Source organism: Vibrio sp. ArtGut-C1 (assembly GCF_002105475.1).
Classification (GTDB): domain Bacteria; phylum Pseudomonadota; class Gammaproteobacteria; order Enterobacterales; family Vibrionaceae; genus Vibrio; species Vibrio diabolicus.
The window spans coordinates 142,898-158,005 of the sequence record NZ_NCTH01000002.1; the positions used below are offsets into that span (position 1 = coordinate 142,898).

Annotated in this window: 10 protein-coding genes; 7 read left to right on the forward strand and 3 right to left on the reverse strand. The window is 45.7% G+C overall.

The annotated features are described in order from the left end of the window. Positions 1 to 253 precede the first annotated feature (253 nt). From acnB to B7360_RS02435, 7 genes are all read left to right on the forward strand, one after another. A complete protein-coding gene (gene acnB, locus B7360_RS02405) occupies positions 254 to 2,851 on the forward strand; it encodes a bifunctional aconitate hydratase 2/2-methylisocitrate dehydratase (RefSeq protein WP_085342655.1) in 2,598 nt (865 codons plus the stop codon). Positions 2,852 to 2,950: 99 nt separating this feature from the next. Then, complete coding sequence (locus tag B7360_RS02410; RefSeq protein WP_012841428.1) at positions 2,951 to 3,319, forward strand: YacL family protein; 369 nt, start codon at positions 2,951 to 2,953, stop codon at positions 3,317 to 3,319. Between the two features lie 188 nt (positions 3,320 to 3,507). Further along, a complete protein-coding gene (locus tag B7360_RS02415) occupies positions 3,508 to 3,846 on the forward strand; it encodes a P-II family nitrogen regulator (protein ID WP_005396729.1) in 339 nt (112 codons plus the stop codon). A gap of 27 nt (positions 3,847 to 3,873) precedes the next feature. Beyond that, positions 3,874 to 5,103 (forward strand): ammonium transporter, encoded by a 1,230-nt coding sequence (locus B7360_RS02420; protein WP_085342656.1) that lies wholly within the window; start codon positions 3,874 to 3,876, stop codon positions 5,101 to 5,103. A gap of 152 nt (positions 5,104 to 5,255) precedes the next feature. Further along, positions 5,256 to 6,269, forward strand: a complete 1,014-nt coding sequence (locus tag B7360_RS02425) for a Fe(3+) ABC transporter substrate-binding protein (RefSeq protein ID WP_012841430.1) — start codon at positions 5,256 to 5,258, stop codon at positions 6,267 to 6,269. A 99-nt stretch (positions 6,270 to 6,368) separates the two neighbouring features. Then, positions 6,369 to 7,994, forward strand: coding sequence for an iron ABC transporter permease (locus B7360_RS02430; RefSeq protein WP_005396731.1), 1,626 nt, complete (start codon positions 6,369 to 6,371; stop codon positions 7,992 to 7,994). Beyond that, a complete protein-coding gene (locus B7360_RS02435) occupies positions 7,994 to 9,025 on the forward strand; it encodes an ABC transporter ATP-binding protein (RefSeq protein ID WP_085342657.1) in 1,032 nt (343 codons plus the stop codon). Before B7360_RS02430 ends, B7360_RS02435 begins: the two co-directional genes overlap by 1 nt. 150 nt (positions 9,026 to 9,175) lie before the next feature. Here B7360_RS02435 and B7360_RS02440 read toward each other — a convergent pair whose 3' ends face one another. The 3 genes from B7360_RS02440 to B7360_RS02450 form a co-directional block, all read right to left on the reverse strand. Next, positions 9,176 to 10,588: a phosphoglucomutase/phosphomannomutase family protein gene (locus tag B7360_RS02440; RefSeq protein ID WP_053809216.1), complete on the reverse strand. Its 1,413-nt coding sequence runs from the start codon at positions 10,586 to 10,588 to the stop codon at positions 9,176 to 9,178. Between the two features lie 106 nt (positions 10,589 to 10,694). Continuing rightward, positions 10,695 to 13,103 carry a GH36-type glycosyl hydrolase domain-containing protein gene (locus tag B7360_RS02445; RefSeq protein ID WP_085342658.1) on the reverse strand — a complete coding sequence of 803 codons (2,409 nt, stop codon included), beginning with the start codon at positions 13,101 to 13,103 and terminating at the stop codon, positions 10,695 to 10,697. 84 nt (positions 13,104 to 13,187) lie between these two features. Then, positions 13,188 to 15,107, reverse strand: coding sequence for a beta-N-acetylhexosaminidase (locus tag B7360_RS02450; protein WP_085342659.1), 1,920 nt, complete (start codon positions 15,105 to 15,107; stop codon positions 13,188 to 13,190). Between the last annotated feature and the right edge of the window lies 1 nt (position 15,108).

The following is a 15,108-nucleotide window of genomic DNA, read 5'->3' on the forward strand; positions in this document are numbered from 1 at the left end:
CAAAAACTTGGCATATTTGGTCAAAATTAGCAGAACTTTAGTCGTAAGTTGCTATGTTGGTCAAAATGATAAGATTTTAATTTAAGGTTAAATTTGCTATTATTTTGCCCACAGTTTGGCCTCTACGGCGCTGTTTCTCAATCATAATTGAATGAAAACAAGGGCAATGGAGAGCCAAGTTTCCAAGGATGTTCACTCCTTTACTTTAACAATAGTAATAATAGAGGAGGAACCGCAATGAGAGGAAAAAGTCGTGCTTGAAGCCTACCGTAAACACGTCGAAGAGCGTGCTGCTGAAGGAGTTGTTCCTAAACCGCTAGACGCAGAACAAGTTGCTGGACTTGTAGAACTTCTGAAAAATCCCCCGCAAGGTGAAGAAGAGTTCATTCTTGACCTACTTGAAAACCGCATCCCACCAGGTGTAGATGAAGCCGCTTATGTTAAAGCGGGTTTCCTAACAGCAGTAGCAAAAGGTGAAGTTAAATCACCATTAGTGAGTCGTGAAAAAGCGGCTGAACTGCTAGGCACTATGCAAGGTGGTTACAACATCGAGCCGCTAGTTGAGCTACTTGATGACGAAGCACTGGCAGAGATTGCTGTAGAAGCATTGTCTCATACACTTCTGATGTTTGATGCTTTCTATGATGTAGAAGAGAAAGCAAAAGCAGGCAATGCGCATGCACAGAAAGTACTTCAGTCATGGGCTGATGCTGAGTGGTTCCTTTCTAAGCCTAAGCTTGAAGAAAAAGTCACTCTAACTGTATTTAAAGTAACAGGTGAAACGAACACGGATGACCTTTCACCTGCACCTGATGCTTGGTCTCGTCCTGATATCCCAGTGCACGCACTTGCGATGCTGAAGAACGAGCGTGAAGGCATCAATCCTGATCAACCGGGCAATATTGGTCCGATCAAGCAAATTGAAGAATTGAAAGAAAAAGGTCACCAATTGGTTTACGTTGGTGATGTTGTTGGTACTGGTTCTTCACGTAAATCTGCAACCAACTCAGTACTTTGGTTCATGGGAGATGATATCCCTTACGTTCCAAACAAACGTGCTGGTGGTTATGTGCTTGGTGGTAAAATTGCACCTATCTTCTTCAACACAATGGAAGATGCGGGCGCACTACCAATCGAAGTCGACGTGACTAAGCTCAACATGGGCGATGTTATCGATGTTTACCCATATGAAGGTAAAGTTTGTAATCACGAAACAGGTGAAGTTTTAGCTGAGTTCTCGCTAAAAACGGAAGTACTGATTGATGAAGTTCGTGCTGGCGGTCGTATCCCATTGATCATCGGTCGTGGTTTGACAGACAAAGCGCGTCAATCGCTAGGTCTTGAGCCTTCGGATGTATTCCGTAAACCTGGTGAAATCGCAGATTCTGGCAAGGGTTACACGCTTGCACAGAAAATGGTTGGTAAAGCGTGTGGCGTAGAAGGCATTCGCCCTGGTACCTACTGTGAGCCGAAGATGACGACAGTAGGTTCGCAAGATACTACTGGCCCTATGACTCGTGATGAACTTAAAGACTTGGCGTGTCTCGGCTTCTCTGCTGACCTTGTCATGCAGTCTTTCTGTCACACCTCTGCGTATCCAAAACCAGTAGACGTAAACACGCACCACACACTTCCGGACTTTATTATGAACCGCGGTGGTGTATCTCTTCGTCCTGGTGACGGTATTATCCACTCATGGCTAAACCGTATGCTACTGCCGGATACAGTCGGTACGGGTGGTGACTCACATACTCGTTTCCCGCTAGGTATTTCATTCCCAGCAGGTTCGGGGTTGGTTGCCTTTGCAGCTGCGACAGGCGTTATGCCACTAGATATGCCTGAGTCAATCTTGGTTCGCTTTAAAGGTGAAATGCAACCGGGTATCACACTGCGTGACCTTGTTCATGCCATCCCTTACTACGCGATTCAGCAAGGTCTACTAACAGTAGAGAAAGCGGGCAAGATCAACGAATTCTCTGGTCGTATCCTTGAGATTGAAGGCCTAGAAACGCTAACTGTTGAGCAAGCATTTGAGCTGTCTGATGCTTCTGCTGAGCGTTCGGCGGCAGGTTGTACTGTGAAACTGTCGCAAGAGTCGATCGAAGAGTACCTAAACTCTAACATCGTGATGCTGAAGTGGATGATCTCTGAAGGTTACGGTGACCGCCGTACTATCGAACGTCGTATTACAGCGATGGAAGAGTGGCTAGCAAATCCTGAGCTGATGCAAGCGGATAAAGACGCTGAATACGCACATATTATTGAAATCGATATGGCTGAAATCAATGAGCCAGTACTATGTGCACCGAATGATCCGGATGACGCTCGCTTGTTGTCTGAAGTACAAGGCACAGCGATTGATGAAGTGTTCATCGGTTCTTGTATGACGAACATCGGTCACTTCCGCGCTGCTGGTAAGCTGCTAGATAAGTTCAATGGACAGCTTGCAACTCGTCTATGGATCGCTCCGCCAACGAAGATGGACAAGGATCAGCTAACGGAAGAGGGTTATTACGGTATCTTTGGCCGTGCTGGGGTTCGAATCGAAACACCAGGATGTTCACTGTGTATGGGTAACCAAGCGCGTGTTGCAGACAAATCAACAGTGATGTCTACCTCAACGCGTAACTTCCCGAACCGTCTAGGTACTGGTGCGAATGTTTACCTGTCGTCTGCGGAACTAGCTGCCGTAGGTGCAATCCTTGGCAAGATTCCAACTAAAGAAGAGTACTTGGAGTATGCGAAGCAAATTGATGCAACCGCTACAGATACTTACCGCTACTTGAACTTCCATAAAATGGATCAGTACACCAAGAAAGCGGATGAAGTGATCTTCCAAGAGCCTGCATAAGCTTAACTGCACAATTAAAAAGCACCTCAAACGAGGTGCTTTTTTTATGGGCGCAATTCGCTATACTCCGCACCAAATTGATACGAAAAGGCAATCTCGATGGAATTTGAATTCATCCGTAACACGTTGATGGGCGAGTACTACGTAAAATGCAGCATGGGGCATGAGATTGTTGGGCGCTGGCTACAAGAAGAAATTGGCAAAGATCCTATGAAGATAGCTCAGGTTGAAAAGCTAATTGAGCAGTCATTTTCAGCGCCTTCTCAAGAGCATAACCTAACAGGTACAGAAATTAGCTTGATGATTCAGGGCGATGAAGTCCTAGTGCAAGAAAACGCATTGGCCCATGACCATGATGTTGAGATGGAAAGTGAATTCGATTTCTACAATGCAGAAAGTACAGCAAGCTGTGGAATAGAGGACTTCATGATTCTTATCGAGCGATGGAAAGACTTTTTGAACATTTAGTGCACAGTTTTGGGTAACTTTCCTTTTGTTGCTTTAAATTTGTGAAAAGGGCGCACCGATATGGTGCGCCCTTTTTGTTTATAGATATGTAAATTGACGTTAGTTTTTATTATTCAATGACTTAAAAACTTGGCACGTAGATTGGATTATTAGAAGTGTTTCAGGATGAAAGCTTCGGAGAGAATTGAATGAAAATAATCAATGCCATTATTAAGCCGTTTAAATTAGACGATGTGCGAGAAGCATTGGCTAACGTCGGTATCGAAGGGATGACGGTATCAGAAGTTAAAGGGTTTGGTCGTCAAAAAGGCCACACGGAACTGTATCGCGGCGCTGAGTATCAGGTCGATTTCCTACCAAAAGTGAAAATTGAAATCGCTACTCACGCGGATAATGTTGAGCGAGTGGTTGAAGCGATTACAAAAGCTGCGCAAACAGGAAAGATTGGTGACGGTAAAATTTTTGTCTACGACCTGAACCAAGCGGTGCGTATCCGAACGGGCGAAATGGACGCAGAAGCACTTTAAGAATTCAAGGGATTGGAGAAACTTATTATGGAATTAACAACAACAGTAACCGAGTTACGTTACGCACTTGACACCTTTTTCTTCCTCATTTCCGGTGCGTTGGTAATGTGGATGGCAGCTGGTTTTGCGATGCTAGAGGCTGGTCTTGTGCGCTCTAAGAACACAACAGAAATTCTTACGAAGAACATCTGTTTGTACGCAATTGCATGTACGATGTTTCTGATCGTTGGTTACAACATCATGTATGTCGACAACGGAGAAGGAGGCTGGTTACCTTCATTTGGTGCGCTGATTGGTACCCAAGGAGAAGGGGCTGATCACTCTCTAGAGTCTGATTTCTTCTTCCAAGTAGTCTTCGTTGCAACCGCAATGTCCGTCGTTTCTGGTGCGGTGGCTGAACGTATGAAGCTTTGGTCTTTCTTGGTTTTCTCTGCGATTTTGACCGCATTTATCTACCCAATGGAAGGTTATTGGACATGGGGCGGTGGTTTCCTAGCAGAAGCTGGATTTAGCGACTTTGCGGGGTCAGGTATCGTACATATGGCTGGTGCTTCTGCAGCTCTCGCTGGTGTGTTATTGCTTGGTGCTCGTAAAGGTAAATATGGTAAAAACGGTGAAATCTACCCGATTCCAGGTTCAAACATGCCTTTGGCAACACTAGGTACTTTCATCCTTTGGTTTGGTTGGTTTGGGTTTAACGGTGGTTCTCAGTTGATGGTTTCAGACTTTGAGAACGCAACAGCGGTAGGTCAGATCTTCCTAAGCACCAACGCAGCAGCTGCTGCAGGTGCTATTGCGGCGCTATTTGTATGTAAAACAACTTGGGGCAAAGCGGATTTAACGATGATTCTCAATGGTGCGCTAGCTGGCTTGGTTGCCATCACTGCAGATCCTCTATCACCATCGCCATTATATGCGGTTGCTATCGGTGCAGTATCTGGCGCGCTAGTCGTATTCAGCATCATTGGCCTAGATAAACTGAAAATTGATGACCCAGTCGGTGCGATTTCAGTGCACGGTGTTTGTGGCTTCTTTGGTTTGATGGTTGTGCCACTAAGTAACGGCGATGCTACATTCGGTGCACAGCTTTTAGGTGCTGTCGTTATCTTTGCTTGGGTATTTGGTGCCAGCCTAGTTGTGTGGGCTATCTTGAAAGCAACCGTTGGAATTCGCGTCACGGAAGATGAAGAAATGGAAGGTATGGACATGCATGATTGTGGTGTCGGTGCGTACCCAGAATTTGTGACTGTGAAGTAATCAATAGCCTGTAATAAATAGTTACACTCTCAACCTATAAAAACCTGCTCCGATGAGCAGGTTTTTTAATATTTGTCATTGTCTTCTTATTGAACATACATATAATAACGCAACTGATAAACGTTATCATTAGCATGGTAAAGGATTAAACAATGAAAAAACTGCTAACTCTTTCAGCATTAACTTGCGCAACCTTAGCTCCAACAGCAATGGCTGCTGAAGAAGTGAACGTCTACTCTTACCGTCAACCTTTCCTAGTTGAACCTATGTTCAACGAGTTCACTAAAGAAACTGGCATCAAAGTAAACGTAAAATTTGCTAAAAAAGGCTTAGCAGAAAAGCTAGCTCAAGAAGGCGAGTACAGCCCAGCTGACGTTATCCTTACGACAGACATCAGTCGTCTAGCTGAACTGACAAACAAAGGTTTAGTTCAGAAAGTAGATAGCAAAATCATTGAAGAAAACGTACCTGCTCAATACCAAGATAAAGAGAATGAGTGGTTTGCTCTAACTCTACGTTCACGTAGTGTTTACTCTTCACGTGATCGCGTAGGTAAACTAGGCGCAGATTTCAACTATGCAGATCTAGCTAAGCCAGAGTTCAAAGGTAAAATCTGTACTCGTAGCGGCAAGCACCCGTACAACGTTTCTCTAGTTTCAGCAATGATTGCTCACAATGGCGAAGCAGACACCAAAGAGTGGTTGGAAGGCGTGAAAGCAAACCTTGCTCGCAAACCACAAGGTAACGATCGTGCACAAGTTAAAGCGATCAAAGAAGGCCTATGTGATGTTTCTCTAGGTAACAGCTACTACCTAGGTAAAATGGTTAACGACAAAGAGCAAAAAGCTTGGGCAGATGCAGTTTACATCAACTTTCCTAACCAAGAGACTACAGGTACTCACGTAAATATCTCTGGTATGGCGATGGCGAAGTACTCTCCAAACAAAGACAATGCTGTGAAGCTAATGGAATTCCTAACGGGTGACAAAGCGCAGCAGATGTACGCAGAAGTTAACTACGAGTACCCTGTTAAAGAAGGCGTGAAGCGTTCTGAACTTGTGGAATCTTGGGGTGACTTTAAAGCAGACAAGCTTTCTCTAGACGATATTGCAGCCAATCACGAAGCGGCAATTAAGCTATTAGACGAAGTGAAATTTGACCTTTAATTCCTTGTGGGGGTATAACAGTACCCCCATTTGATTAAAGGATATGAGATGTATTTGCAACAGCATTTGTATTTCATACAGCCTTGCAGTAATTAGGCGATGAAAGATAAACACTCTTTATGGAAAACCAGTAGTGGGGTAATAACTCTGTTACTGGTTTTGCCGATCTTAGCGATCTTCTACACCGCAATTGGTGAAACGGATGATTTGTTTGCCCATTTAATGGCGACAGTCATGCCGACTTATATTTTTAACACAGTTGCGCTCACTATTGGCGTAATGGTGTTGTCCTTAATTCTTGGTATACCAAGCGCTTGGATAATGGCCATGTGCAAACTGCCTACCGAAAAATGGTTGCAGTGGGCATTGGTGTTACCTCTTGCGATGCCAGGTTATATCATTGGTTATATTTTTACTGATTGGTTTGATTTTGCTGGTCCAATTCAGATCTTTTTGCGTGATGTAACCGGATGGGGACCTGGCGAGTATTGGTTCCCTGATATTCGCACCTTGCCTGGCGCGACTTTTGTGTTGGCTTTAGTGCTGTACCCTTACGTGTATTTGCTGTGTCGAGCTGCATTTATGGAGCAAAATGTCTCTTTGTTGCAAAGCGCGCGTTTGCTCAAATGCTCTCCATGGGAAAGCTTTTGGCGCATCTCGATGCCATTAGTGCGACCTTCTATCGCGGTGGGTTTGTCGCTGGTCGCAATGGAGACTATCGGTGACTTTGGTACTGTAAGTTACTTCGCTGTGAATACGTTAACCACAGCGGTCTACGATACTTGGTTGGGGTACTCTAATCTTAATGCAGCAGCCAAAATTTCTGCCATGATGCTCGTCATCGTAGTATTGCTCCTCAGTGCCGAACGCTACAGTCGTCGTAAACAAAAGCTTTTTCAAAGCCAATTTAACAGTCACGAAGATTTTCGTTATGAGTTGACGGGCTGGAAAAAGTGGACCGCGCTGGTTTGGTGTTGGGGCTTGGTTTCGGTCGCGTTTATTTTGCCATTACTACAGCTGATTGATTATGCGATAACTTACTTTGCGCAGAGTTGGACCCCCGAGTTTCGTGAATACGCATGGAATAGTTTGGTCGTGTCGGTTATTGCCGCCATTATTGGTGTTGCTGTCGCACTGATCGTTAACTTTACCCATCGCGTCAATGGCAAGCGCGAAAGCTTGGCATTTATGCGTCTTTCTTCGATGGGGTATGCAGTGCCAGGAACCGTATTAGCGATTGGTGTGATGGTCGCAGTACTGTTTATGGATCACCGCGTCAACGACCTTGCTAAAGCCATGGAGTGGGGAAGACCGGGACTTATTTTTTCTGGCTCCATGTTCGCCCTGGTTTTTGCCATGGTTGTGCGCTTTTCAGCGGTGGCGATTGGTAGTATCGAAAGTAATTTAAATAAAATTTCGCCTTCGTTAGATATGGCGTCTCGCACCATGGGGTGTAAGCCTAATGCCATGCTGTGGCGTGTGCACTTTCCGCTGGTTAAACGTGGTGCACTGATTGCGGCTCTGTTAGTGTTTATCGAGTCGATGAAAGAGCTCAATGCGGCTCTATTACTTCGTCCATTTAACTTTGAAACACTAGCCACATACGTTTATAACTTCGCCTCGGATGAGCACTTAGAATTGGCCGCTTTGCCTGCGGTTCTGTTGGTTCTTGTTGGGTTGATCCCGCTTGTTGTTGTTAACCGTTCACTGGAGCAAAATCACTGATGAGCTGCGCATTATCAATTAAAAACCTAACTTGCCAATATGATGATCAAACCGTACTCGAATCATTATCTCTTGAGGTGGAACAAGGGCAAATTGTCTGTTTACTAGGTGCAAGTGGTTGCGGAAAAACAACACTATTAAAAGCCGTTGCAGGGCTATTGCCATTAACGTCAGGCGAAATGAGCTTAAATTGCGTCACGATTGATGATGGGGAGAACTGGTTGCCACCAGAACAGCGTAATATCGGGATGATTTTCCAAGATTATGCGCTTTTTCCTCACCTGACGGTGGAGCAAAATATTGCCTTTGGCTTAAAGCATTACTCGACAAAAGAGAAAAATGGCAAAGTCCAAGAGATGCTCGAGCTCGTGCATTTGCAAGGCTATGGCGATCGTTATCCTCATCAATTGTCTGGTGGACAGCAGCAGCGTGTTGCGATTGCTCGCTCATTAGCTTACAGCCCAGACTTATTGTTGCTGGATGAGCCGTTCTCTAATATTGATACGCAAGTTCGCCATGAGTTGATAAGTGAGATCCGTAAGATTTTTAAGGCGCAAGGCGTGACTGCCATTTTTGTTACGCATAGCCGTGAAGAGGCTTTTGCCTTCGCTGATAAAATGGCAGTGATGAACAATGGTGTTATCGAGCAATATGGCACGGCATCTGAGCTTTACTACCAGCCCTCAAGTAAGTTTGTTGCGGATTTCTTAGGTGGTGGTAGCTACCTGGCCGCTAAACGAGTTTCGGATTCAGAATATGAAACCCACTTGGGTGTGGTTGAAGCCACAGCCCAACAAGAGATCCCAGTGCAGTCTGAATGCTCTTTGTTACTAAGGCCGCAACATATACAAATTCAATCCGATGAAGAGAGCTCAGTAACGGTGCTGGAGCAGCACTTTATGGGCGACCACTGCCGTTACGTGATTGATGCGAATGGCGACCGTTTGTTGGCTACAGCATCGCAGGCATTAAATATTGGTGAGTCTGTTGCTGTGAAAATTGAAACGCAGGGCGTGCTGGCATTCGCATAACGTTACTGGGTACCTTTACTATTCTCTTATGCCTGCCTACACACAATAAAAAAGCCCGGCAGTGATGCCGGGCAAGTATTCTTCCCCTTAGCGACAGCTTGAATTACATGACAAGCGTAGCCGAAGTGCTCGAAGCGGGCACAAGGTCAGTTATAAAGATAAGAAGTCTTTAAACTGTTGAAGAACACGTTCCGCAGTGTCCTTATCTTGCATTTCTGCAAAAATACGTAGTAACGGCTCAGTACCAGAGAAGCGTGCGATGATCCAACCGCCGTTCTTGAAGTAGACTTTCGCACCATCTTCATAGCTGACTTTTTCGATTTCAAACTCAAACTCAGGCAACTGCTTTTCAATATAAATTTTGTTGAACAGTACCTCTTTTTGCGCCGGTTTGAACTTGCAATCACCTTCTGCCATGTAGGCATAGCCGTACTTACCGTAGATTTCATCTAGCAACTCAGACAGCTTCTTGCCGGTTACTGAAATCATTTCAACTAACAAGCTAGACGCGAAGACGCCATCTTTACCTTTGATGTGGCCGCGAATGGTTAGGCCGCCAGAGCTTTCCCCACCAATCAGTGAGTCATCCGCTTCCATTTGAGAGCTGATGTGCTTAAAGCCTACTGGTACCTCAAAGCATTTTTCACCGTGGTCTTCAGCAATTTTATCGAGAAGATGAGTCGTCGCGATGTTACGTACCACGGAACCTGTCCAACCTTTGTACTCCAATAAGTAATAATAAAGTAGAATCAGGACTTCATTCGGATGAATGAAGTTACCTTTTTCGTCAATAATACCAAGACGGTCCGCATCGCCATCGGTACCGATGCCAATATCGTAACCTTGCTCTTTTACTAGGTGCATCAAACGGTAGAGTGTTGCAGCACTTGGCGAAGGCATTAACCCACCGAAGTCTGGGTTTTTTCCATCGTTAATCACATCAACGTCACAGCGGCCATTGATTAATACGGTTTGCAGCGCATTTTTTGCAACACCGAACATCGGGTCAATCAAAACGCGTAGGTTGGCTTTTTTGATCGACTCGATATCAATAAAGTTAATGATCGAATCTACGAATTCGTTCATCGGGTTGATAATTTGAATCAGCTTATCTTCAACCGCTTGTTCAAAATCGACACTTTTTACATCTTGTGCAGTGAGCGTATCGATTTGTGATTCGATTTTTTGGGTGATGATTTCATCTGCATCACGACCGCCTTCAATGAAGACTTTAATGCCGTTGTAATCGGCCGGGTTGTGCGATGCCGTAATACATGCAGAGTAAGCGCAGCCCATTTCCTTCGCTTTAAACATTACGATAGGCGTTGGAACAAACTTATCGATAAAGCTAACGACGATGCCGTTTGCTGCTAAAACTTCGGCAAACCAACGGCCAGCTTTGTCAGACAGAAAACGTCGGTCATAGCCAATGACAAAGCCGCGATCAGCAACAGATTCGTTATTCGTAATGTTTGCAACTGCTTGAGCAACCAAACGAACATTATCTTTAGTGAATTCTTCACCGATGAATGCGCGCCAACCGCCTGTACCAAATTTGATCATGATTCGAACCTCAATAAGGGCGGCAATACACCGCGCCTTAAAATTTTGCTAGCGAGCCCAATGCACAAGCTAAAAAGCAAAAGTGCATTGGGACGTTTTGAAGCGATTAACCTAGTGTTACGATCACTTCGTTGACGGAACCTTCCGCTTGAACTGGTACAGATGCACCATTTACTGCTTCACCGTTCACAGTAATTGACTTGACGCCTTTGCTTACTGAATCAGGGTTCACCACTTTTATGTTGTACGTTGCACCTAGCCATTGACGAGTCACTTCGAAACCAGGCCAGTTAGTTGGGATACATGGATCGATAGTCAGGCCATCGAAGCCTGTACGCACACCAAGGATAAAGTTGGTAACAGCGAAGTAAGCCCAGCCAGATGTACCTGTTAACCATGGGTGGTTTGCACGACCGTGGTCTTGGTGGTCACGACCCATAATGAACTGAACGTATGAGTATGGTTCTGCAATACGTTTTTCGATGATGTCGTTCTGGTTGTATGGGTTTAGTGCATCGTAGAATTTCATTGCACGGTCACCACGACCCAGTTTCGCTTCAGCTACCCAAGCCCATGGGTTTGGATGCGAGAAGATTGCACCGTTCTCTTTTACGCCTTGGTAAACGCGAGTTACGAAGCCGATATCATCATTCGGTGTTGCAAAAGATGGTGAGTTTAGGTGAAGGCCGTATTCAGAGAAGAGGTTCTCGTCGACTGCGTCCATCGCTTTTTCGCCGCGCTCTTGAGATACCGCACCAGAAAGTACCGCAAGCGTGTTTGACTCTAGGTGTACTCGACCTTCTGCTTGTTGTGCAGTACCGATCTTGTCGCCATTTTTCGTCAGACCACGGATGTACCAACCGCCTTCGTCGTCCCAAAGGTGTGTTTCACACGCTTCACGCACGTTTGCTGCCATTTCCGTGTATTTTTCAACGTCGGCTTCTTTACCTAGGTATTTAGCTAGGTCGATGAACTCTTGCAGTGCCCAGAAGTGTAGGAACGACACCATTGAAGATTCACCACCTCCTAGGTTTAGACAGTCGTTCCAGTCTGCACGTAGACCTTTACAGATGCCCGTTTGACCTACGTATTCCGCCGAGAAGTCTAGCGCAGCTTTCATGTGGTCATACACGGTTGCATCACCGCCATCCGCGTAAGGAATCACTTCGTCGAAGAAGCTGTGCTCACCGGTTTCCATCACGTATTTACAGATGGTTGGTACTAGCCATAGGTGATCATCAGAGCAAGTGTCTTCAATACCGTGGATCTTATCTTCATCGGACGGAGTAGGAACAACTGTTGGAGACTTAGATGGTTTAACATCTGCTTTTTCAGGATCGAACCAATCAGGATCGAATAGGTGTAGGCCGTAACCCGCTTTTACTTGACCACGCAGTAGATCAACGATGCGCTTACGAGTCATTTTCGGGTTCGCGTGAGGAACGGAAATTGCGTCTTGCGCCGTATCGCGGTAACCAAGGCCAGTACGGCCACCGACTTCGATGAACGAAGCAAAGCGAGACCAAACCACACACGTTTCTGCTTGGTACAGCGTCCAAGCGTTGATCATCGTGTCTAGGCCTTCGTTTGGCGATTTCACTTGGAACTTGCCACAACGCTCATCCCAGTGTGCTTTGATACCAGCAAATGCATTGTCTACTTCAGCCAGGTCTTGGTATTTAGTGCGCAGACGTTCACCGTTGCCTTTACCGATGCCTAGAATGTAAGCAAAACGAACTTCTTCACCCGGTTGGATAGTGAATTGCTTGTGCAGAGAGCCACAGTGGTTGTAACACGTTTGCGCTGTGTTGAAACACTTACCTTGTTCTACCGCTAGCGGGTTTGCTTCGTCACGGTATAGGCCAAGGAAGCTGTCACGTTGACCGTCGTACGAATCTGGGTCAAACGTTGAAGCTAGGTAGTAGAAACCTTCGAAATCGTTCGTGTTGTAGTACAGGTCGTACTCAATCACGCCTTCGTTGTATGACGTACCAGCAGAGTACAGAGACATCTGATGGTTCTGGTTATCAGATTGAATGTGGCTGAATGAGAACTCAACGAATGAGAATGCGCTGATCGTACGTGGTTTGTCAGAGGTGTTCTTGATGACCACATCCCAAATTTCCGCGTCTTCGCCTTTTGGTACAAAGAGCGTTTTGGTTGCGCTAATGCCGCTGTATTCACATTTGAACTTAGAGTACGACAAACCATGACGAACTTCGTAGTTCGCTTCGTCTAGGCTTTTGGCGACTGGTTGCCAAGAGATTGACCAGTAATCACCCGTCTCATCATCACGTAGGTAAACGTAGTGTCCTGGGCGATCGAATGTCGCGTTTGGACGGAATTTAGTAACACGGTTGTATTCTGGAGAGTTGTAGAACGAGTAGCCACCCGCGTTGTGCGAGATAACGGTACAGAATTTTTCTGTACCTAGGTAGTTGGTCCAAGGAGCAGGTACATCAGGGCGAGTAATGACGTATTCACGATTCTCGTTATCGAAATAGCCGTATTTCATTTGTGTCTTTCCTTTTTACAAAGCTGCGTCTGCAGCCAAAATTTAAAAACTCTTCAAGCGTGATGCTTCTACATCAGCTCTGTATTACTTCCACGGTTTACGGTAATTCACTCCCTGCAAATCAAGCAGCGGTAGGTGTCCTTTCAAACGTGATAAATAGTCGGTCCAGTCTCGGTGTTGTTTGTCTGTCCAACATGCTTCTGCCATTGCGGTTAAGCGCGGGAAGACCATGTAGTCCATACGAGACTGGTTGTTGATGATTTCGCACCACAATGCTGTTTGAATGCCCCAAATGCGTTTACGTATTGGATCGTCGGCTGGCACTTCAGCGAGTGGTTCATAGTTGTAAGCTTTTTCTAGCGGCAACGGGTTAGCCCAATCCACGCCCGGTTCTTCAGGTGCGTAATCTTGGGTCATATCTAGGTAGGTGGTTTGTGCCGGTTGTAGCACCACATCGAAACCTTGGCGCGCGCAGTTCAACGCCGCTTCTTCGCTTAACCACGAATAGATCACTGTGTCTTTGCTGACTTTGTCGCCATGCTGTGCTTCTTCCCAACCCAGCATGCGCTTGCCAAGTTTGCGCAGTTTGTCTTCTGCATGACGCAAGAAGTGCCCTTGTAACTCTTTGTAGTCGCTGTAACCCAGTTGTTCCATTAGTGCTTGGCACGCAGGGCTTTTTGACCATACGCCGTTAGGTACTTCATCCGCACCGATATGAACATAAGGGGCAGGGAACAACGCGGAGACTTCTTCCAACACTTTATCGATAAACTCATAGCTCCCCGGCAGAGCTGGGTTAATGACGTTGTCGTTGTAATGCTGAATGCTGCGGTATTCGGTGGTGTCTTCTGCTTCTACCAATAGGTGTGGTAACGACTTGATGGCAGCTCGGCAGTGGCCTGGTACATCGATTTCAGGGATTACAGTGATGCCTCGTTTCGAAGCAAAGGCAACCACGTCTTTGATGTCTTCTTGAGTGTAAAAACCGCCGTAACGCTCAGCAAGGTGCGTGTACTGTGGCTCATTGGTTTCATCCAACCCACGCCATGCGCCAATATCGGTTAGTTGAGGCAATGATTTGATCTCAATTCGCCAACCTTCATCATCGGTAAGGTGCCAATGGAATGTATTGAACTTGTAGTGAGCCAACTGGTTGATCAAACGTTTGACTTGCTCAACGGAGTGAAAATGGCGTGCACAATCTAGCATCATACCGCGGTAACGAAAACGTGGTCGGTCTTTGATTGAACAGCAAACCACTTCCATTGAGGCTGGTTGATCGCCAACTTTGATCAATTGCAATAACGTTGCACAAGCATGGGTAAAACCAGACGAAGAACCTGCTTCAATTTTGATCGACTCTTCTGCTACCTTCAGCTTGTAAGCGCCTTCATCCAAGGTTGGGTTGCCTTTGAAGATGATCTGACTGCCATTGTCTGATGCGAACTCAAATTGATGAATGCGCTTAAGCTCTTCAAGTAACCACTCTTTAGCTGCATTGGCTAGGTTTGAATAAACCGCAACGCCAGCTTGATGATTAAAGCTAAAGCAGTGATCGCTGACTTCTATATGGTTTGGTTTTGGCAATAAAGGTTGCGCATGCGTCAAGCTGGAAGGGATCTCACTACGTTCACGGTACGGTGAAGCCAATACGATCGGCGTAACATCGACTTGAGCTCGCTGAAGGTTGCCGTTGACTTCAAAGTTGACCAAGGCTTCATTGAATCCATCAGAATAGTAACGGAATGGGTTCGAACCAATACTGAACTCGCAGTAAAAATGATGGTTAGCTGCCAGCACCAACCCTTCTGGTTTGAGGGTGCAGTAACTGCCAATTTGCTTGAGTTGACCATTCGAAATACTATCCGGCAGAATGTAGCGATCAAAAGCAAAAATCAGGCTCCAATTGTGGAGATCTTGATCGCTCAAATTATGGAAAGTCAGTCCGAAACGGCAGTTTTGCTTTTGTTCTGATAGGACGACGAGATCAACACGATATTCCATA

Excerpts from the sequence above, each read along its gene's own strand:
- B7360_RS02410 (WP_012841428.1), top strand. The coding sequence starts at position 2,951 with ATGGAATTTGAATTCATCCGTAACACGTTGATGGGCGAGTACTACGTA.
- B7360_RS02415 (WP_005396729.1), top strand. The coding sequence starts at position 3,508 with ATGAAAATAATCAATGCCATTATTAAGCCGTTTAAATTAGACGATGTG.
- B7360_RS02420 (WP_085342656.1), top strand. The coding sequence starts at position 3,874 with ATGGAATTAACAACAACAGTAACCGAGTTACGTTACGCACTTGACACC.
- B7360_RS02425 (WP_012841430.1), top strand. The coding sequence starts at position 5,256 with ATGAAAAAACTGCTAACTCTTTCAGCATTAACTTGCGCAACCTTAGCT.
- B7360_RS02430 (WP_005396731.1), top strand. The coding sequence starts at position 6,369 with ATGAAAGATAAACACTCTTTATGGAAAACCAGTAGTGGGGTAATAACT.
- B7360_RS02435 (WP_085342657.1), top strand. The coding sequence starts at position 7,994 with ATGAGCTGCGCATTATCAATTAAAAACCTAACTTGCCAATATGATGAT.
- B7360_RS02440 (WP_053809216.1), bottom strand. The coding sequence starts at position 10,588 with ATGATCAAATTTGGTACAGGCGGTTGGCGCGCATTCATCGGTGAAGAA.
- B7360_RS02445 (WP_085342658.1), bottom strand. The coding sequence starts at position 13,103 with ATGAAATACGGCTATTTCGATAACGAGAATCGTGAATACGTCATTACT.
- B7360_RS02450 (WP_085342659.1), bottom strand. The coding sequence starts at position 15,107 with ATGGAATATCGTGTTGATCTCGTCGTCCTATCAGAACAAAAGCAAAAC.